The sequence below is a fragment of the Bradyrhizobium sp. 26S5 genome (genome assembly GCF_036923295.1).
Lineage (GTDB): Bacteria > Pseudomonadota > Alphaproteobacteria > Rhizobiales > Xanthobacteraceae > Bradyrhizobium > Bradyrhizobium septentrionale.
Genome location: NZ_CP145948.1, coordinates 4410049 through 4429498, shown reverse-complemented (window position 1 = coordinate 4429498; position 19450 = coordinate 4410049). Strand labels below are relative to the sequence as shown.

The following is a 19450-nucleotide window of genomic DNA, read 5'->3' as shown; positions in this document are numbered from 1 at the left end:
CAAAAGATCGCCTGCCTCGATGCCGATTCATATTGTTGCAGATACGCCGTCCAGACTGTCCGATATCCGCGGACTTCTGGGGCAAACATTTGAGATCACCTCAGAACTGCTTGCCGCTGCGCGGCTCCGGGGCGGCGAAGTCGAGGCATTGGTCGTGAGCGCCGACCTGCGCCTCGTGGACAACATCGCCGCATTGAAAGCGATCTCCAGCAGACTAAAGCGGATCCCGAGGCGCATCTTCATCGTCGATCAACGTACGCGCCTTGCAATGGTCCAGGCCTATGCGCTCGGCGCGACGGATGCTCTCTTCCGTCCGGTCAAGCCGTCGCAGCTTCTGGCAAGACTTGTCGATATCGCAGCGCCATCGATCGTTCCGGACGATCTGTCACCGACCAGTATTGAAGCGGCATCCGCTGGCGCCGCCAGCATTGCCGCAATGTTCTCGGCCGTGATGAACAGTGTGGCGATCGACGTCGCCGATGCCAGGCATGCCGGAGCGGGAATCGCCGACAGCATTGTTGAAAATGGGCTTTCGGACTGGTTGGCGACCGTCCGCCGCCACCACGAAGGCACCTACCAGCACTGCCTGCTGGTCACCGGCATCGCGGTCGATTTCGGCATGAGCCTCGGCATGAGCAAGCCTGACATCGAGCGTCTCTATTCTGCGGCGATGTTCCACGACATCGGCAAGGCGACGATTCCCCTCACCGTTCTCGACAAGCCGGGTCGGCTCGACGACGCCGAGCGCGCACTGATCCAGACCCATCCCGCCTTGGGCCATGACGCGCTGAAGGACACGCCGGGTATCTCCGCGGAAGTTCTCGACGCGGTGCGGCACCATCACGAATATCTGGACGGCAGCGGTTATCCGGACGGGCTGTGCTCCGAAAGTATTCCGGACATCGTCCGCATCCTGACTATCTCCGACATCTTCGCGGCGCTGATCGAACAACGGACCTACAAGCCGACGATGCCGCGGGACAAAGCCTATGAGCTCTTGCTCGACATGAAGGGCAAGCTCGAACGATGGTTGTGGCCTTCAGGGACGTCGCGCTCAACCGCTGACCGGCCCGTGCCGCCTGGAGCATTTTCGGTTCTGATTAGAATCAGAACCGAAGCTCCAGATTATTGCTTTGACGCGTTTTCTTCACGCGAACCTTCGCTCGAAAACGCTCTACTCCCGCTTGAAGCGATAGTCGAAGCGGTCGCCGTCCGCGGTGATCAGGCCGACCGTCGGGGCCGGGAAATGGATCGGCAGGATCAGCGTCTCGGTCCCGGCCACGGAGCCAAAGAATTTTCGCCGCGAGATCGCCGATTGCTTCGGATCCCAATCGGGCTTTGCCGACCATTCCGGCTCGCGGCACTGGATCGCATGATGCATCAGATCGCCGGCGACCACGGCGCGCTGCCCCTTCGAGAAGATGTTGATACAGCAATGGCAGGGCGAATGACCCGGCGTCGGCGTCAACGTCACGGTGTCGTCGAGCGCATAGTCGTCGTCGACCAATAGCGCCTGCCCGGCCTCGACGATCGGCAGGCAATTGTCGCGAAACACCGTGCCCGGCGGATTGGCGCCCTTGGCGTTCTCGGCCTCCCAGGCCGCATACTCACCCTTGTGGAAGACGTATTTCGCGTTCGGGAAGGTCGGCACCCAGCGCCCGTCGCGCAGCGTGGTGTTCCAGCCGGTGTGGTCGATATGCAGATGGGTGCAGAACACGTAGTCGATCTGCTCGTAGGAGATCCCGAGCGCGAACAGCTCGTTGCGCCAGCGCTCCTTGCCCGGGAAGTCGAACGGCGGCGGGTGCCCCTTGTCCTCACCGGTGCAAGTGTCGACCAGGATGGTGTAGCGCGGCGTCCGCACCACGAAAGTCTGGTAGGTGATCACCATCATGCCCCGCGCGGCATCGAACACCTCCGGCTCCATCGTCTTCAGGTGATGCTTGAACACGGCATCGTCATAGGTCGGGAAGAAATCCTGCGGCCGTCGCCACGGTCCTTCGCGCTCGATCACCGCGTCGATCGTGATGTCGCCGATCCTGATCCGTTTCATGCTGTTTCGCTCCCGCTTTTTTTGCGAAGGGTAGCGGGCGGCCCCTCGCCTCACAAGCCGAACACCGCGTAGCGTGCCATGCGGCTTTGCATTGCTGGAGGCAGTCATGCCGTAATTCATCCGAAAATGTTGCTCATGCTGTAGGAATGACCCATCGCGCGATTTAGATTGCCCTCCTGATGCTCACGACATTGCCGACAGCGGCGGCGGCCGCGCCCGACACCGTTTTCTTTCCGAGCGCCGACGGCAAGACCGAGATCGTCGGCTATCTGTTTCGGCCACAAACGCCGGGCCCGCACCCCGCGATCGTGCTGCTGCACGGCCGCGGCGGCCCCTATTCGATCAACGTCAACAAGGACTGCACCCTGGTGTCGCGCACAGCTCCGTCCGCGGCCTGCAATGCCGGCAGCCTCTCCAAGCGGCACGCGATGTGGGGGCAGTATTGGGCCGACCACGGCTACGTCGCGCTGTTGCCGGACAGCTTTGGGCCGCGCGGCAAGGCCCATGGCTTCGACCGCTTCACGCATGACGACCCCGATCGCGCCGACGTCAACGAAAAGACCGTGCGGCCGCTCGACGCCGAGGGCGCGCTAAGCTGGCTGCGCAGCCGGAAGGATGTCCGGGAGAACCGCATCTTCCTGCAGGGATGGTCGAACGGCGGCAGCACCGCGCTGAACGTCATGCAGCGCCAGGGTACGGCGACGTCGGGCTATCGCGCGGCGCTGGCGTTCTATCCGGGCTGCGGGCCGGCCGCCCTGCTGGCGCAGACGCTCAAGTCAGCCGCGCCGATCACCATGCTGCTCGGATCCGACGACGAGGAAGTGTCGCCCGAGCGGTGCCAGGAGGTCGCGCAGCGTTCCGTCGCCGCCGGCAGCAAGATCGACGTCGTGCTCTATCCCGGCGCGACCCACGACTTTGACGATCCCGGCCAACGCCGGCAATCGAATCCCGCCAACGACGCAGCGCTGAAGGATGCGATGATCAGGGCCATTGCAGCAGTCAACGGCTTAAAGGATTAGGCCGCCCAGCTACGCGTCGTTGCATTTCTTGCGCGCTTGGCTCGCCGCAAACCGCAGTCTTCAGACGGCGTCCTTAGCGACCTTGAGAGGTGACGCCTTGACTGACTTGCTGGCTGGCTTCGCTGCAAATTCCATTGGCTCTTTCGTAAAAGGATTTACGCCGCTGCGAGCTTCTGTGGCAGGCTTATGCACGACGGACATTTTCACAAAGCCAGGAATGACGAACTCACCGGATTCGTTCAGCTCTTTATAGCCAACAGTCGCCATGTGCTCGATGACGGTCCTTACGTCGTTCTTCGAGATCTGCGTGCTTTCGGCAATCGCGTCGATCAATTGATTCTTCGTCATCTTGGCCATGCTGAAATCCTCTGAATTTGGGGGCGCGCGAGCTACGACGTAACTCTGTCTAGAATGTGGTAAAACCACGCAGCGCGCTTCTCGTTCATGCCAACGGCATGAAGTCACCGGGCTTAAAACCTATCGAGGCCTAAAACGCAAGCAAGCGAAACGCAAATCCTTTGATAGCGCAACAATCTGCAGTGTAGATTTCCCGATCCGGTTAGCGGCTTGATTCTCAACAAGGCGATCGCCGTGGTCGACGGAATTTTAAGAGCTAGGCCCCTCAGCAGACAGCAATCACTCTCGCCGTGCCCGCCCGCCGTGATAGATACCACTTCGTGCGAGTTGCCGGATCAAGGACAGTCATATGGATCAATCGACCCCGCCCCGCCCCAAGCTTGCCGAAACCGTCATCGAGCCGACGGTCAGGCTGCGCGAGGTCAAGGTCGGGCGTTGCTGCGAAGTTCTCGGCGACACCGCGATCGAATACACCGAGCTCGGCGACTATTCCTACCTCGCTAGCGGCTGCATCGTCGCCGACGCGCAGATCGGCCGCTTCTGCGCGATCGCGGCGCAGGTCCGGATCGGCGCGCCCAATCATCCGCTCGAGCGCCCTTCCCAGCACCGCTTCACCTATTGCCCTGAATATTACACGGCCTCCGCCGAACGGGATCGTGGCTTCTTCAGGAATCGACGCGCGGATCGCGTCGTGATCGGAAACGATGTCTGGATCGGCCATGGCGTGATCGTGCTGCCCGGTGTCACCGTCGGGGACGGCGCGGTGCTCGCGGCCGGCGCGGTCGTCTCGCGCGATGTCGCGCCTTACACGATCGTCGGCGGCGTGCCGGCCCGGCCGATCAAGGAGCGGTTCAGCCGCCGGATCGCGACCGAGCTGTCGCAGATCGCCTGGTGGAACTGGCCGGCTGAGACCATCTGGGAGCGCCTACCGGAATTCCAGTCAGGCGACGTCGAGGCGTTTTGCGCGCGGTGGCGGGCTTGAACTAACTCCGCAACCCCGGCGCTTCGTGCCCGGTGCGCGCGACATATTCGGTGTAGCCGCCACCGAACTGATGGATGCTCTCCGGCGTCAGCTCCAGCACGCGATTGGAGAGTGCGGCGAGAAAATGCCGGTCGTGGGAGACGAACAGCATGGTGCCCTCGAACTCGGAGAGCGCGTTGATCAGCATCTCCTTGGTGGCGAGATCGAGATGGTTGGTCGGCTCGTCCAGCACCAAAAAGTTCGGCGGATCGAACAGCATCTTGGCCATCACCAGCCGCGCCTTCTCGCCGCCCGAGAGCACCCGGCACTTCTTCTCGACATCGTCGCCCGAGAAGCCGAAGCAACCGGCGAGTGCGCGCAGGGAGCCCTGGCCGGCCTGCGGAAACGCGTCCTCCAGCGACTGGAACACCGTGCGCTCGCCATCGAGCAGGTCCATCGCGTGCTGAGCGAAATAGCCCATCTTGACGCTGCCGCCGACCGCGACCGCGCCGTCATCGGGCTCGGTTGACCCGGCAACCAGTTTCAGCAGCGTCGACTTGCCGGCGCCGTTGATGCCCATCACGCACCAGCGCTCGCGGCGGCGGATCATGAAGTCGAGCCCGTCATAGATCCGCTTGCTGCCATAGGCCTTGTGGACGTTCTTCAGGCTGACGACATCCTCGCCCGAGCGGGGCGCCGGCTGGAAATCGAACGCCACCGTCTGCCGCCGCCGCGGCGGCTCGACCCGCTCGATCTTGTCGAGCTTCTTGACCCGGCTCTGCACCTGGGCAGCGTGGGAGGCGCGCGCCTTGAAGCGCTCGATGAACTTGATCTCCTTGGCGAGCATCGCCTGCTGCCGCTCGAACTGCGCCTGCTGCTGCTTGTCGGAGAGCGCGCGCTGCTGTTCGTAGAATTCGTAGTTGCCGGAATAGCTGGTGAGCTGGCCGCCGTCGATCTCGACCACCTTGTTGATGATGCGGTTGATGAACTCGCGGTCATGCGAGGTCATCAGCAGCGCGCCCTCATAACCCTTCAGGAACTGCTCGAGCCAGATCAGGCTCTCGAGATCGAGATGGTTGCTCGGCTCGTCGAGCAGCATGACGTCGGGACGCATCAAAAGAATACGCGCAAGCGCGACGCGCATTTTCCAGCCGCCGGAGAGCTTGCCGACGTCGCCGTCCATCATCTCCTGGCTGAAGCCCAGGCCCGAAAGCGCCTCGCGCGCGCGGCCGTCGAGCGCGTAGCCGTCGAGCTCCTCGAACTGATGCTGCACCTCGCCATAGCGCGCGATGATGTCGTCCATCTCATCAGCCTTGTCGGGATCGGCCATCGCGGCCTCGAGTTCCCTGAGTTCGGCTGCCACCACGCTGACGGGCCCCGCCCCGTCCATCACCTCGGCGACGGCGCTGCGGCCGGACATCTCGCCGACATCCTGGCTGAAATAGCCGATCGAAATGCCACGATCGAGAGAGACCTGGCCCTCATCGGGGACCTCCTGACCCGAGATCATTCGGAAGAGCGAGGTCTTGCCGGAGCCGTTCGGCCCGACAAGGCCGATCTTCTCGCCCTTCTGGAGCGCCGCGGAGGCTTCGATGAAGAGGATCTGGTGGCCGACTTGCTTGGAAACGTTATCGAGGCGGATCATGCTTACTGCTGGGAACTGAGGGTTTGCGGCCTCTTATTCGATCTGGGGCGTGGGTGGAAGCCCATTCCGGGCGTTTCCCGCGTCGCTCCACGCATGCCACGATCATGGCCAATCGATTATGACAGAAAGTCCTTCGGCGACCGGTTTTGGGGCATCATATGCAAGTCTGGTTTCTCTCTCTGCTCGCGCTCGGCGCCGGCATCTGCGTGGCCGTTCAGCAGGTCCTGAACGGCAATCTCCGCGCCACCCTCAATTCGCCGGCCTGGGCCGGGCTCGTCAGCTATCTCGGCGGTCTCGTGACGATGGCAGTCGTGGTGGTCGCGACGCGCGAGCCGGTGCCGTCCTGGAAGCTGGTGTCGGCCGTGCCCTGGTGGGCCTGGAGCGGCGGCGTCCTCGGCGGCGTCTTTATCCTGTTGATGATCCTGCTGCTGCCTTCGCTCGGCGCAGCAACCCTGCTGGCGCTGGTGGTCGCGGGTCAGATGGTCGCCGGCATCGCGATGGACCATTTTGGCGTGTTCGGACTGGCGCAGCATCCGGTGTCGTTTTCACGGCTGGCCGGCATCGCGCTGATCATCGGCGGCGTGCTTCTGATCAAGGACTGAGGAGACGGCCGGGCGCTCTCTTTGAGCATGATCTCTTCGGAAAACCGCTTCGCACTTTTCCGGATCATGCTTTAGGCGCGTCGCATCAGCCGCAGTTCGGCTGCCAGCCGAAGGCTGCGCTTGCCGGCCAGCGCGATGCCTTCGAGCTCGGCGCCCTCCTCGCGACACGACCCGGCAAAGCCGATGCCGACCTCATAACCGCCGAACACCGGGTATTCGCCCTTCGCCGGCGTGTGCTCCTGGTTGACGATCTCGCCCCGCCAGCGGCCGTCCGCCGACGTATATGAGCCGAGATAGTAGAAGAACGCATCGCCACCGAGGATACGGCCATCCATCAGCAGCATGACCCCGGAGAGGCCGGCGTCGACACCGTCGAGTGCGCGGAGCTGGATGGAGTAGAGCCCGTTGACGATGCCGCCCGGTCCGACCGCCCCGCGCGGCGGCAACGCCTCATCGTCGAGCGGCGCCAAATTCGCCCAGAACACGCCGTCCGGCATGGCGTCCGCCTTGCCCTCGAGCAGGATGGTCGAGCCCTCGGTGCGGCCGCGCACCTTGATGACGGTGACATCGGCGCCCATCAGCGGCTTGAAGTGCGGATCGTCATTGTGACGCTCGGTGATCACCTCGGCTGATATCTCGCTTCCCGTCACCTGATAGCTACCCAGATGGGCGAAGGCTGAATTGCCGCCCATCATCTTGCCGTTGTGCAAGCACATGATGCTGCGGCCGAACGCCCCGTTGATGCCGTACTCGACCTTGTAAAGTCCGTTCAGCACGCAAAAATCCAATAAATAAAATTGATTCTATTCGCCACATAGCACTGGGCCAAAGGCCACACCATTGGGTCTTTTGGCGCAGGCAAGCCCGCAATGTCCGGGTGTGGACACCAGCCGATTCGTCGCTTAGCTGTAGGCGTCCGCCCGCGTCGTGCCGCGTCACGCGGGATCTACCTCCAGTTCATTGTGTCCAAGCATTTGCGCATTCCGCCAATGGTCGCGCGGCCGCCCTCGGCATTGGCTGGAGGCATCGAGGAGCATCACATGACCCATCGCCTTCGCCTGGCCGCCGCCCTGGCACTGCTGCTCGGCAGCGGTGGCGCGGCCCTGGCCCAGACGCTGCCCGACTACATGGGACCGATCTCGGGCAAGACCACGTCCACGCCGGCCGATGTCGCGACCAAGGATGTGCTGGCGCTCAACACCGGCATGTTCGAGCTCTATGGCGATGCGGCGCGGATCTTCCAGAAGAACATCCTCGACAAACACCCGGTGATCCTCGGCCTGTTCTCCGGTGCCGGCGGGCGCCTGATCCTCTACCGGCCGGGCAAGCCGCCGACCGAAGCGCCGCAGGTGCCGATCGTCTATCAGCTGCTCAAATCGGTCGGCCACAGCACGATGGCGCTGGCCGAGGTGGTCGGCCCCTATGTCGACAATCCCGACGACAAGGCGTGGCGCGGGTCGATGCAGGCCTATCGCAGCCGGATGCAGTCGGCGCTCGACGGGCTCGACGCGACGCCGATGCAGGCCGACTGGCGCGACAACAACCGCACCATCCTGCAGAACAACATCGCCTTCATGGATGATTGCCTGTCCGCCGGAGCCATCCCATTCACCAAGCTTGAGGCGTTCGGCAAGAAGCAGGCGCCCTACCTCGCCAGGAACGTCGCCTGGGCCGCGCAGACCCAGGTCGCGCACTGGATGACGGTGATGGCCGACTGGAAGACCCAGCTCGGCGCCGACTGGGACAAGACCTATGGTGCCAGCAACACGATCTATGTGGCGCGGCAGAACAACGTGATCTTCAGCGTGCTGGCGCAGTTCTTCGGGCCTGACGCCATCAACAGCCGCCTGATGCTGATCGAGACGATCTCCTTCACCACGACGCCGTCGGACATGCTGGAGTCGCTGACCCGGATCATCGCAGACCGCTCGGTCGGCGCGCTGTTCTTCGGCAGCTACCATTTGATGGACTACGAATTGATGGGCGGCGACGCGCGCGAGGCGATCATCGCGGAGACCAAGAAGCGCGGCATGACGACGTTCCTGCCACCCCTGGTGCCGTTCGGTTCCAAGCAATGGCCGACCCTGATCACGCCGGGTCCGGGACCGGCGACGATCGCCGACCTCAAGTGAGGCGACTACGACCTATTGCGGCGTTGCGATCGCGCTCGCTTTGCCGCAATACTTTCGCGTGTATCGTACCAATCGATAAACCCCGGCGCGACACGACGACGAAGCGTTGATGAGAGATCAGACCATGCGGCCCTCGCGACGCGAATTCGTGAAGTGGTTGTCGGCCGGCGGCATCTCGGTCAGCCTGTCGCATCTGGCGCTTGCGAAGGAACCGGCCTTCACGAGCCGCGAGACGCTTCCCGGGCGTGGCCATTTCAACCCGGCGGCGAAGGCCGCCGGCCGCGTCGACGGCGTGGCCAAGGTCACCGGCGCCAAGCTCTATGCCTCCGACTTTCGTGCCGCCGACATGCCGGGTTGGCCCGCGACCACCTCGCACGCCATCCTGGTCCGCGCCGATGACGCGACGCATGTCTATGCCGGCATGGACCTCGCCCGCCTCGACGGCCCGCTGAAGCCGTCGGTTGTCGTGACCGCGGCCGATCTCGACCGCATCGGCACGCGGGTGCCGGAGTTCTACACCGACGACCTGTTCTGCCCCGTCGGCAAGACGCCGCTCTATCTCGGTCAGCCGGTCGCGCTGTTGATCTTCGAGCGGTTCGATGCCTTCGACCGGGCGCGCCTCGCGCTGCGCGACGGTGGCTTCGTCAGGTTCGGCGACGAGACCGGGCCGGTCGTCATCCCGAATTACGGCGCCTATCGCTTCACGCGCGTGGCCGGCGTCACACCTGACGCGCCCGACGTCTACTCGCCGATCCAGGCCGGCTGGGTTTCGCCGAGCCGGATCCAGAACGCGGCGCTGCCGGTCTGGCTGCCGCTCGCCAAGGAGACCAAGGCCGACTACGCCAAGGCCGCAACCCATGGCGAAGCAATCCGCGCCCAGCTTGCCAAGGACGATCCGTCGCAGCTCGTGCTCGACCGCGAGTTCGAGACCCAGTCGGTCGATCCGATGTTCCTCGAGCCGGAGAGCGGGCTCGCTTGGTACAGCGACAACAGCGGCAATCTCGAACTGGTGCTCGGCGTGCAGTCGCCCTATGAGGCGACCGAGTCGATCGCCTTCATGCTGGGCAAGGCCCGTCCGCCCTTCCGGCCGTCGCACATCAACGCGCAGTTCGCCCATGTCGGCGGCGGCTTCGGCGGCCGCGACCACACCCCGTTCGTGCTGTACGTGGCGCTGGCGGCGATGTTCTTCCCGGGACGGCCGGTGCGGCTGGCGCACGACCGCTACCAGCAGTTTCAGGGCGGCATCAAACGTCATCCGATCAAGATGCGCTCGCGGATCGGCATCGATCGCACCAGCGGCAAGATCACCGCGTTCGCCGCCGACCATGTGCTCGACGGCGGCGGGCTCGCCAACTTCTCCGCCAACGTCGCGACCGTCGCCGCCACCGCGGCGATCGGCATCTACGACATCCCGAAGGTGGACGTCACCACCGTGGCGCTGCATTCGCGCGGGGTGACCGCAGGCTCGATGCGCGGCTACGGCACGCTGCAGACCATGACCGCGCTCGAGGTCCTGATCGACGAGGCCGCGAGCGAGCTCAAGGTCGATCCGATCGCGTTCCGCCGCAACAACGCGCTGAAGCAGAACGGCCGGACCATGACCGGCAACCCCTACATCGTTTCGGTGCGCACGCCCGACATCCTCGACAAGCTCGAGAAGCATCCGATCTGGCAGCAGCGCGCGCAATTCAAGCAAACCGCATCCGAGGGACGGTTGATCGGCACCGGCGTCGCCTGCGTCACCAAGGACTACGGCGCGGGCGCGGATTGCTCGCTCGGCCGCGTCGAGATCGATCCCGAGGGACGGATCGCGATCTTCTGCGATCATGTCGAGATGGGCAACGGCATCGGCACCGCGCTTGCCAACCGGGTCGCGGGCCATCTCGGCGCCGTCGCCGACGAGGTCGCCGTCTCCCGGGTCGACAGCTACGACGCGCTCGGGCTCGTCACCTCGGGCGATCCCTACACGATGGATCAGAAGACCCAGGATCTCGCCGAGAAGAACCCGCGCTGGGTGCCCGCGATCAGTTCAGCGACCAGCGCCTCGATCGGCGCCCATGTCGGCACGCACTCGTCGGCCGAGGCCGCCCGCATCATCTTCCGCTTCGGCCTGTGGCCGGCGGCGCTCGAGCTCTGGCAGATCGGCAAGGCCGATCCGCGCGCCCGGCAATGGGACAAAGCGCGCTGGCGGGACGGGCGACTCGTGCTCGGCGAGCTCGCGCCGCTGCCATTGCCAAAGCTTGCGGCGACCGCGCATGCGCGCGGCTTCGTCACCGGCGCGGTGGCGCACAGCTTCTCGCGCTGGGCTTGGTCGCGCGCGCGCTTCCCGTTGTTCGGCGAGCAGTACCCCGCCGAGATCGACGCGCTGGCGATCCGCCGTGGCCGCAGCGCATTCGAACGGATCGACCGCGTCAGCGTGAAGTTCCCGCCGACCGACAACAACCGGATCGGCACCGCCTATACCTCGATGTGCGGCACGCTGGTGCGCGTCGAGATCGAGCGCGCGACCGGGAGCTTGCGCATCGCCAAGGCCTACAGCGTGTTCGAGTGCGGCCAGGCGCTGGTGCCCGAAGTGGTGCTCGGACAGTCGCATGGCGGTTTCGCCATGGGCGTCGGCTACGCGCTGCTCGAAACCCTGCCGCCGTTCGAAGGCGGCCCCGGCAACGGGCAGTGGAATCTCGGCCAGTATTTGATCCCGCGCGGCTCCGACCTGCCGCTGCACGATCTCGAGATCGAGATGCTGCCGCCGCTGACCCCGGACGAACCGCCCAAGGGCATGGCCGAGGTGGTGATGATCCCGATCGTGCCGGCGCTGCTCAACGCCATCAACGACGCCACCGGCCACCGCTTCCGCTCATTGCCGGTGACCTCGAGCCTGCTTAAGGGAGCGCTTGCGTGACCACCCTCAACGTCACCATCAATGGCCGCAAGCACGGACCGGTCGAGGTCCGTGACGACCTCTCGATGAACGATTTCCTGCGCGAGATGCTCGGCATGACCGGCACCAAGTTCGGCTGCGGCGCCGCGCAGTGCCTGAGCTGCGCTGTCATCATCGATAATCCTGACGGTACCAGCTATACCAGCCCGACCTGCGTGGTGCCGGCGGCGAATTTCGACGACAAGGCGATCCGCACCGTCGAGGGCCACGCCAAAGATGGCGAGCTCTCGGCCTTGCAGCGGGCCTTCATCGACCACTTCGCGTTCCAGTGCGGCTACTGCACGGCCGGCTTCCTCAATGAGGGCCAGGTTCTGCTCGAACGGCTGGCGAAGACGCCGGTGGCACGGGACCAACTCGAAACCGTCATTGCGGACGCGCTCGACGGCCATCTGTGCCGCTGCACCGGCTACATCAAGTATCACCAGGCGGTGCGCGACGTGATCCTCGCCGATTCCAAACGCTATCTGACCGCCAACAAATGAGCCCGCGAGCGATGACATCGGACACGCGGTTTCGGATCATGGCGATGCTGACGGCGCTCGCGACCAGCCTGTCCGCCGGCTACGCGGCATCGGAGAGCGCAAGCCATGCCCTCGCCTCACCGGAAAGCTTTGCCGGAATCGGGAATGTCGAGCAGCGCTCCGCGGCGATCTTCACCGAGCTCGGCAGGGTCCTGACCCATCCGCGCTGCACCAACTGCCATCCCGCCGGCGACAGCCCGCGGCAAGGCGACATCACCCGCATGCACCAGCCGCCGGTCACGCGCGGCGCCGACGGCCACGGCGTCGAGACGATGCGCTGCTCGATCTGCCACCAGCACGCCAATTTCGAGCCCGGGCGCGTGCCGGGCCACCCGGAATGGCACCTCGCGCCGCGCGAGATGGCGTGGGCCGGCAAGACGGTCGGCGAGATCTGCGCGCAGATCAGGGATCCCGCGCGCAATGGCGGCCGCAAGGTCGAGGAGCTGATCGATCATATCGGCAAGGACACGCTGGTGAGTTGGGCCTGGCATCCCGGCTTCGGCCGCTCACCTGCACCGGGCACGCAGGCGCAGGCCGGCGCGTTGGTCGAGGCCTGGGTGAAGACCGGCGCGGCCTGCCCGCCGCCGTGATCTACGGTCTCTCCACCGGCGGATAATACTGTGGCGCCTCAGCGCGCTCGTACATTCCGTAGTCGCGCATGACCTCGAAGATGCGGAAATATTCGGTCGTCGGATCGGCGAACAGCTGTGCCCCGAATTCCAGGCCGGATTGATAATCCGGCAAATCGACGAGGTGCGCGTACCGGCCGTCGCGATACATGCTCTGGAAGGAATCGCGACTCCACTCGGTCGCTACCGGCAGCTCGGGATTGGTCGACTCCGACGCAATGACGTATGTCGGGGGACGTCTTGCGGGGTCATTGTATGGTGTCCGTCGCTCTGGCTGCCAGATCGGGCGGTCCGGCCTTGCTTCATGGATCACCTGGGCGATCCGGATGCGGTAGTCGGAGAAGACATCCTCGCGGCCGATCTTTTGCACCGCATGATGCCCCGCATCCACGCGCCATGCGGTCATCGCTCCTTCGTCCTGCCAGATCTGATAGGACAGCAGAAGGTTCTTGCGGGTCAGGCTCTGGAAGCGATCGATGAAGAGACAGCCGCCCATGGCGTCAAGCGCAGGCCTCAGCGAAGCCGCGAGGTCCATATATCGGCTGACGTGTCCGTCCTTGATCTGGACTTCGAAGAACTGAGAAATCATCACATGGTGCCTCGGCGTCTCCGACGTTTGCGCAAAGCCGCATTACGCTCGGCGTAAGAAGGCATCGCCTTCGATGCGCATACTGACCCCGCCCAGTCTAGAATCAGAGTGTGCCCGCAAGAAAGGGCCAGTTTCTTCTATTCCAGGGGCCACCGGAACTAGAAGCAGAGATTGGTCACGGGGTTGCCGCGCTTGTCCTTGATGACATAGGGGCAGCGGGCGCGCTCCAGCGCCTTCTTGGCATCCTCGTCGCCGAGCGCAGCCGCCCGCTCGTAATAGGCTTTTGCGGCATCACTGTCCTTCGGACCGCCGCGGCCAGCCTGCGCAAACGCCCCCATCCGCTCCAATGCGCCCGGATGGTTCTGCGCCGCCGCCTTCTCGAACAGCGCGCGTGCGGCAGCGTCGTCTTGCGCACCGCCCTTGCCCTCGGCCAGCATCATGCCGAGCTGGTACTGCGCCTCCGCATTGGTCTCGGCGGATTTGGCGAGCAATTCGCGGGCGCGTGCCGGGTCGGATGCAGTGCCGCCGCCGAGTGCCGCCAGATTGCTGACGCCACGCGCGTTACCGGCCTGCGCCGCACGCTCGAACAATTTGCGCGCCTGCGCCTCGTCCTTGGCGACGCCGGTGCCGTTGCCATAGAGCACGCCGAGCTCGACCATTGCCGATGTCGAGCCCTTGTCGGCCGCCTTGCGCCAGGCGGCCATTGCTTCCGCCGTCTGCCGGTTGGCGGCATAGGCACGGCCGAGCGCATACATCGCGCGGCGCGACGATTTTGCCGCCACCGCGCAATACTTGATCGCGGTCGCGATATCCGCCGACGCGATCTCGCCCACGCCCTTCACGTCGGCGGGCTTGTCGGGATCGAAGGGATCGGCGGCGAGCCGGTCGCACAGCACGAGGTCGGCCGATTGCGCGTGGGCCAGCGCGGGCGCGGCGAGTGCTGCGGCAAGAACGAATGCATGGAACAGTTTGAACATGGGCGGCAGGTTGCGTCGCGGTGCGGGCAAATTCAAGGCTCGAGCCCGGTCTCGCGCAACACCGGCGCGACCGCAGGCGATGCGAGATACCGCAGCAGATGATCGGCGGCCTCTGCGCGCGGCGACGCGGTCATGCGGCCGGCGGAAAACACCGCCGGCGTCTGCAGGTTCAACGGAATCGGCCCGACGACCTCGATGCCGTCGATCTGCTTCAGCTCGCTGATCTGCTGGATCGCAAGATCGGCCTCACCGCTGACGAGCTTTTCCGCGGTGAAGCCTGCGGGAATGATCACCGCGCGCGCGTTGATTGCGGTGGCGATGCCGAGGCGCTCGATCAGCCGCGCGAACAGGATGCCGCTGGCGCCGAGCCGCGAATAGGCCACCGCCCGCGCGCCGAGCAGCGTGGCACGCAGCGCGACGTCGGTTGCGATGTCGGGATGCGCGGCGCCTGCCTTCACCGCAACGCCGACATAGGAGCGCGCAAGATCGACCGCGCTGCCCAGCGCAACGCGGCCCTCGCCGATCATCTCGTCGAGGCCCTCCCTGGTCAAAATCACCAGATCAGCCGCCTCGCCGCCACGCAGCCGCTCGAGCAGCGCCAGCGTCGGCGCGAAATCGGCATCGATCGCAACACCGCTTGCCGCCTGATAGGCTTGGGCAAGCCGCGCGACCGCCCCCTTCAGCGCCAATGTCGAGAGCACGCGAACCGAATTGCCCATTCCGCTTGTCATTCCGCCTAAGCCCGCCGCATCAGCTTGAGCGCGGCCGTGAGGCGGAGGCTGCGCTTGCCGGCAAACGCGGTCGCTTCGAGCAGCGCGCCTTCCGCATCGCAGGTGCCGGCGAAGCCGATCCCGACCTCACGGCCGCCGAATACGGGATTTTCGCCCATCGCCGAGGTGTGTTCCTGATTGAGGATCTGGCCCTTCCAGCGGCCCTTCTCAGAGGTATAGGTGCCGAGATAGTAGAAGAACGCGTCGCCGCCGAGGATGCGGCCGTTGTTCAGCAGCATCACGCCGGTCAGGCCGCCATCGACGCCATCGAGCAACTGGATGTGGATCGAATACAGCCCGTTGATGATGCCGCCCTCGCCGACCCCGCCGGCAATCGGGACTTCGTCGTCGGTGATCGGCGTCATCACCGACTGGAACGGCACCCCGGGCAATTCCTTCAGCTCGCCCTTGAAACGGTAGACCTCACCGTCCGGCCAGCCTTTGGCGATCAGCGTCGCGTCATCGGTGCCGGCCATCGCGCGATAGTTCAGGTCGGGGTTGTGGCGGACGGTCTGGATCTCGACCGCGACCTCGTCGCCGTCCTTCTCGTAGCTGCCGATATGGGCGAATGCCGAATTGCCGCCGAGCATCCTGCCGTCGCCAACATACATCACGCTGCGGCCGACGGCGCCGCCCAGCTCGAACCGGACCTTGTAAAACCCTTCAAACAAGCGCCGTGTCCCCGGCAGCCAAAATGCAATCGCTATCTAGCGCGGTTCATAACGCGGCGAAACCGCTTTCGGCGGCAAGCCGCCTGCAAATACTGTCGTTAAAAAAGCAAAGGTCCGCCAAGGCGCTCGCCCTGGCGGACCCGACTGCGGTACCGGATGGCTCCATCCGGGTCCGATCGCTGCTTAGGCCGCAGCCACTTAGGCCGCAGCCTTGGCGCCGGTCGGAACCTCGGAGATCGTCTTCAGGATCTGCGAAGCGATCTGGTAGGGGTCGCCCTGGGAGTTCGGGCGGCGGTCTTCCAGATAGCCCTTGTAGCCATTGTTGACGAAGGAGTGCGGCACGCGGATCGAAGCGCCACGGTCAGCCACGCCGTAGCTGAACTTGTTCCACGGCGCGGTCTCGTGCTTGCCGGTCAGACGCTTGTCGTTGTCCGGGCCGTAGACGGCGATGTGGTCCATCAGGTTCTTGTCGAAGGCCTTCATCAGGCTCTCGAAGTATTCCTTGCCGCCGACTTCGCGCATGTACTTGGTCGAGAAGTTGGCGTGCATGCCCGAGCCGTTCCAGTCCGTGTCGCCGAGCGGCTTGCAGTGGAATTCGATATCGATGCCGTAGCTCTCGGTGAGGCGCAGCATCAGATAGCGGGCCATCCACATCTGGTCAGCGGCGGTCTTGGAGCCCTTGCCGAAGATCTGGAATTCCCACTGGCCCTTCGCCACTTCGGCATTGATGCCTTCGTGGTTGATGCCGGCGGCGAGGCAGAGATTGAGATGCTCTTCCACGATCTTGCGGGCAACGCTGCCGACGTTCGAATAGCCGACGCCGGTGTAGTACGGGCCCTGTGGCGCGGGATAGCCATCGGTCGGGAAGCCGAGCGGACGGCCGTCCTTGTAAAAGAAGTATTCCTGCTCGAAGCCGAACCAGGCGCCTTCGTCGTCCAGGATGGTGGCGCGCTTGTTCGAGACGTGCGGGGTCTTGCCGTCGGGCATCATGACTTCGCACATCACCAGCACGCCGTTCTCGCGCGCAGCGTCGGGATAGCAGGCGACCGGCTTCAGCACGCAGTCAGAGCTGTGGCCTTCAGCCTGCTGGGTGGACGAACCGTCAAAGCCCCACAGCGGAAGCTGTTCGAGGGTCGGGAACGACGCGAATTCCTTGATCTGCGTCTTGCCGCGCAGGCTCGGCGTCGGCGTATATCCGTCGAGCCAGATATACTCGAGCTTGTACTTGGTCATTGAACCTCTCTGTTGATGATGCAAAACCGTGAGGAAACCGAAAGCCAGTCGGTCGCCGCACGCGTACCCGGCCACCATCGGCCGGCTCTTACTAAGCAATTAAAATGCCAGTCGCTGCACTGCGGGACCCACCCTGTTCACGGATGTCCACAACGGACATCGCATTTTTAGCTGCGACATAGCAGCGCGGCTGGCATGCGCCGCGGTCAGCCAAAATCTTCTTTTCGCGCGCCTCGCCGCCCGTTTCTGCAGCAAATTCGGCTACGGCACCGCCTGCCGATTAATGCAGCGGCAGCGCTGTGTGACAGTTCGTGTCCGATCACCGGGCGCCCAGCAACCATCGCCATGGCCCAAGCGTTGATCAGCTGCCTCCTGCCTCGCAGGAGGCAAATCGGGATTTGCTCACGAATTAGACAGAGTATGACTATTTCTTAGTCAACTTGCGCCCTGCCGGGCCCGGGCCGATATCGAAAGCACGGTAACGACACGCGAATGAGTCGGGCGCACCATGGAGGCTCGCTCCGGCCACAGGAGACTTTGACATGATCACTACGGGCCAAAACCAGGGATCGGCAACGATCTATCAATTCCCGGCAGGGGGCCGCGCGGCTCTCGGCGGACGCCGCTATGGCGAAGCGCGGACGGTACGCGGGCTTGCCAGCGAGGTCGAGACCTCGGCTTGCAGCGAGAGCTGGTACCATCAGGCGGCGATCGACGACGCCAAACCGAGCCGCGATCACTGATGTCGATCAGGCAGCGAGCCGTGACGCAGAAACGTCAGACAGCGTCAGAACAATAAAGAAGGGTCGGAACCAGGCGTTTCGGCCCTTTTTTCATGCCTGCTCGCAGGCCGTCGCCGGCTGCTTGGCATGCCGGAGCCTGGCAAGCCCAGATCGGCTGATCTCGAGCGTGACGCCGCCGCCTTTGTAGCGTGTGCCCGTCAGCGACAGGCGCTTGGTCAGCGTCACCGCCTTGCCGTCGAGCTGCAGATGCGCGCGCTTGTCCCCGGTGAAGAACCCCGCAACGAACTGGGTGCCGTCGGCACAGCGATAATTCCGGAAGGCGGACTGCGCCGATGCCGCCTGGCAACCGAAAACCTCCAAGACAATTGCGCCAACGAGAATGGCGCCCCCGCGATAAGTCATATTCTCCCCCTGACGCGCCGGTTATAGACCTGTCTGCGCCAAGATTTCTGCGCCAAGACCTCACCAGCTGCAACAGGCCCGCCAATGTCCGAAGCCCCTGCCCGTCATCTCAATCTCGCCGGCGCCAGCAATTTTCGTGACCTCGGCGGCTACCAGACGCGTGACGGGCGGACGGTGCGCTGGCGGCAGATCTTCCGCTCCAACCATCTGGCGCATCTCACCGCGCAGGACGTCGCCGTGGTGCGCTCGCTCGGGGTGAAGAGCGCATTCGATTTTCGCGGCGTCGCCGAGCGCGCCGATGCGCTGTGCGGCATGAGCGACGTCGCCGTGCATTCGCTGCCGGTCGAGCCGACGGTGGTGGCCGCGCTGCGCGCGATCGCGAGCCACCGCCAGCTCTCGGAAACCGACGCGATCGACGTGATGCGGGATTCCTACCGCGGCTATGTGCAGGACAACACGCCGCGCTATCGCACGCTGTTTGCCCATCTGCTGGAAGACCGCGCGCCGCTGGTGATCCACTGCACCGCCGGCAAGGATCGCACCGGCTTTGCCTGCGCGCTGATCCTGCACGCGCTCGGCGTGTCCGATCAGGTGATCGCCGACGACTATCTCCTGACCAATCAATTCTACAAGCGCGATCCCGCGCACAGCACCGAGCTGCCCGATGACGTCAAGCAGGTGCTCGGTACCGTGCGCGCTGCGTTTCTGGAGGCTGCGTTCGAGGCGGTCGAGGCCGATTACGGCAGCCTCGACGGCTATTTCCGCGAAGGCCTCGGGCTCGGCCAAGCCGAGCGCAAGGCGCTTGAAGGCCGCTATCTGCAGTGCTGATCAGTTCGCCAGAGCGTTTTCGAGCGAAAGCCTGTCCCGGACTTGATCCGGGATGGACACCGGTTCGCGTGAAGAAAACCCGTCAAAACAAGAATCTGGAGCTTCGGTTCTGATCCAATCAGAACCGAAAAAACTCTAGGCCGCCGCGGCCTCGAGCTCGAGCTCTGCATCGAGATCGGCGATCACATCCTCGAATGCCGAGATCGCCTGCTGGATCGCCGCGATCTGCATCAATTCCCAGCTGCTCACCGGCCCGTTACGGTTTTGCAGCGCCACCACGAGATCGCGCCGCTGCTCCTTAAGCTGAACAAGCGGTAAACCGTGATCCGGAAGATATCCCATAGAAAAACCCCTACCTTGGCTGGAGTTTCGCTTTTACGGAA

20 protein-coding genes and 1 pseudogene are annotated in these 19450 nt (G+C 64.3%); 10 read left to right on the top strand and 11 right to left on the bottom strand.

Translation table 11 applies throughout. From position 1 onward, the window contains the following. Positions 1-19: 19 nt before the first annotated feature. Positions 20-955 (top strand): annotated as a pseudogene (locus tag V5279_RS20325) (HD domain-containing phosphohydrolase); the annotation flags it as partial. 219 nt (positions 956-1174) lie between these two features. On the opposite strand, the gene V5279_RS20320 reads toward V5279_RS20325, so the two are convergent. Then, on the bottom strand, positions 1175-2050 hold the full coding sequence (locus V5279_RS20320; protein WP_338700369.1) for an MBL fold metallo-hydrolase: 876 nt from the start codon (positions 2048-2050) through the stop codon (positions 1175-1177). A gap of 179 nt (positions 2051-2229) precedes the next feature. Here V5279_RS20320 and V5279_RS20315 point away from each other — a divergent pair, with 179 nt between their 5' ends. Continuing rightward, positions 2230-3069 carry a dienelactone hydrolase family protein gene (locus V5279_RS20315; RefSeq protein WP_338700367.1) on the top strand — a complete coding sequence of 280 codons (840 nt, stop codon included), beginning with the start codon at positions 2230-2232 and terminating at the stop codon, positions 3067-3069. Between the two features lie 60 nt (positions 3070-3129). Here V5279_RS20315 and V5279_RS20310 read toward each other — a convergent pair whose 3' ends face one another. Then, a complete protein-coding gene (locus V5279_RS20310; protein ID WP_166204598.1) occupies positions 3130-3426 on the bottom strand; it encodes an HU family DNA-binding protein in 297 nt (98 codons plus the stop codon). Between the two features lie 349 nt (positions 3427-3775). Between V5279_RS20310 and V5279_RS20305 the strand changes: the two genes are divergently transcribed. Next, positions 3776-4408 (top strand): DapH/DapD/GlmU-related protein, encoded by a 633-nt coding sequence (locus V5279_RS20305; RefSeq protein ID WP_338700364.1) that lies wholly within the window; start codon positions 3776-3778, stop codon positions 4406-4408. Between the two features lies 1 nt (position 4409). Here the strand turns inward: V5279_RS20305 and V5279_RS20300 are convergent, their stop codons facing one another. Then, positions 4410-6032 carry an ABC-F family ATP-binding cassette domain-containing protein gene (locus V5279_RS20300; protein ID WP_338700362.1) on the bottom strand — a complete coding sequence of 541 codons (1623 nt, stop codon included), beginning with the start codon at positions 6030-6032 and terminating at the stop codon, positions 4410-4412. Between the two features lie 158 nt (positions 6033-6190). Here V5279_RS20300 and V5279_RS20295 point away from each other — a divergent pair, with 158 nt between their 5' ends. Further along, positions 6191-6634, top strand: coding sequence for a DMT family transporter (locus V5279_RS20295; protein ID WP_338700361.1), 444 nt, complete (start codon positions 6191-6193; stop codon positions 6632-6634). Between the two features lie 71 nt (positions 6635-6705). Here V5279_RS20295 and V5279_RS20290 read toward each other — a convergent pair whose 3' ends face one another. Next, positions 6706-7410, bottom strand: coding sequence for a GrlR family regulatory protein (locus tag V5279_RS20290; RefSeq protein ID WP_029082236.1), 705 nt, complete (start codon positions 7408-7410; stop codon positions 6706-6708). Between the two features lie 264 nt (positions 7411-7674). Here V5279_RS20290 and V5279_RS20285 point away from each other — a divergent pair, with 264 nt between their 5' ends. From V5279_RS20285 to V5279_RS20270, 4 genes are all read left to right on the top strand, one after another. After that, a complete protein-coding gene (locus V5279_RS20285; RefSeq protein ID WP_338700357.1) occupies positions 7675-8766 on the top strand; it encodes a hypothetical protein in 1092 nt (363 codons plus the stop codon). A 124-nt stretch (positions 8767-8890) separates the two neighbouring features. Beyond that, the gene (locus V5279_RS20280; RefSeq protein ID WP_338701307.1) at positions 8891-11665 is read left to right on the top strand and encodes a xanthine dehydrogenase family protein molybdopterin-binding subunit; all 2775 of its coding nucleotides are present in this window, start codon (positions 8891-8893) and stop codon (positions 11663-11665) included. Beyond that, positions 11662-12186 (top strand): (2Fe-2S)-binding protein, encoded by a 525-nt coding sequence (locus tag V5279_RS20275; protein ID WP_166294784.1) that lies wholly within the window; start codon positions 11662-11664, stop codon positions 12184-12186. Before V5279_RS20280 ends, V5279_RS20275 begins: the two co-directional genes overlap by 4 nt. An 11-nt stretch (positions 12187-12197) precedes the next feature. Continuing rightward, on the top strand, positions 12198-12815 hold the full coding sequence (locus tag V5279_RS20270; RefSeq protein ID WP_338700354.1) for an Isoquinoline 1-oxidoreductase subunit: 618 nt from the start codon (positions 12198-12200) through the stop codon (positions 12813-12815). A gap of 1 nt (position 12816) precedes the next feature. On the opposite strand, the gene V5279_RS20265 is transcribed toward V5279_RS20270, so the two are convergent. The 5 genes from V5279_RS20265 to V5279_RS20245 form a co-directional block, all read right to left on the bottom strand. Next, on the bottom strand, positions 12817-13443 hold the full coding sequence (locus V5279_RS20265; protein ID WP_338700353.1) for an antibiotic biosynthesis monooxygenase: 627 nt from the start codon (positions 13441-13443) through the stop codon (positions 12817-12819). Positions 13444-13601: 158 nt separating this feature from the next. After that, entirely contained in the window at positions 13602-14420 is an 819-nt protein-coding gene (locus V5279_RS20260; protein ID WP_338700351.1) for a tetratricopeptide repeat protein, read from the bottom strand. A 32-nt stretch (positions 14421-14452) separates the two neighbouring features. After that, entirely contained in the window at positions 14453-15139 is a 687-nt protein-coding gene (locus V5279_RS20255; protein ID WP_338700349.1) for a substrate-binding domain-containing protein, read from the bottom strand. A 17-nt stretch (positions 15140-15156) separates the two neighbouring features. Further along, positions 15157-15861, bottom strand: coding sequence for a GrlR family regulatory protein (locus tag V5279_RS20250; RefSeq protein ID WP_338700347.1), 705 nt, complete (start codon positions 15859-15861; stop codon positions 15157-15159). A gap of 198 nt (positions 15862-16059) precedes the next feature. Next, complete coding sequence (locus V5279_RS20245; protein WP_029082245.1) at positions 16060-17094, bottom strand: glutamine synthetase beta-grasp domain-containing protein; 1035 nt, start codon at positions 17092-17094, stop codon at positions 16060-16062. A gap of 542 nt (positions 17095-17636) precedes the next feature. Between V5279_RS20245 and V5279_RS20240 the strand changes: the two genes are divergently transcribed. Continuing rightward, positions 17637-17837, top strand: coding sequence for a DUF2735 domain-containing protein (locus tag V5279_RS20240; protein WP_166294770.1), 201 nt, complete (start codon positions 17637-17639; stop codon positions 17835-17837). Positions 17838-17927: 90 nt separating this feature from the next. Here the strand turns inward: V5279_RS20240 and V5279_RS20235 are convergent, their stop codons facing one another. Continuing rightward, positions 17928-18239, bottom strand: coding sequence for an MliC family protein (locus V5279_RS20235; protein WP_338700343.1), 312 nt, complete (start codon positions 18237-18239; stop codon positions 17928-17930). Positions 18240-18323: 84 nt separating this feature from the next. Between V5279_RS20235 and V5279_RS20230 the strand changes: the two genes are divergently transcribed. Next, the gene (locus V5279_RS20230; RefSeq protein WP_338700341.1) at positions 18324-19067 is read left to right on the top strand and encodes a tyrosine-protein phosphatase; all 744 of its coding nucleotides are present in this window, start codon (positions 18324-18326) and stop codon (positions 19065-19067) included. A gap of 135 nt (positions 19068-19202) precedes the next feature. Here the strand turns inward: V5279_RS20230 and V5279_RS20225 are convergent, their stop codons facing one another. Then, positions 19203-19409: a hypothetical protein gene (locus tag V5279_RS20225; RefSeq protein ID WP_029082249.1), complete on the bottom strand. Its 207-nt coding sequence runs from the start codon at positions 19407-19409 to the stop codon at positions 19203-19205. Positions 19410-19450 lie beyond the last annotated feature (41 nt).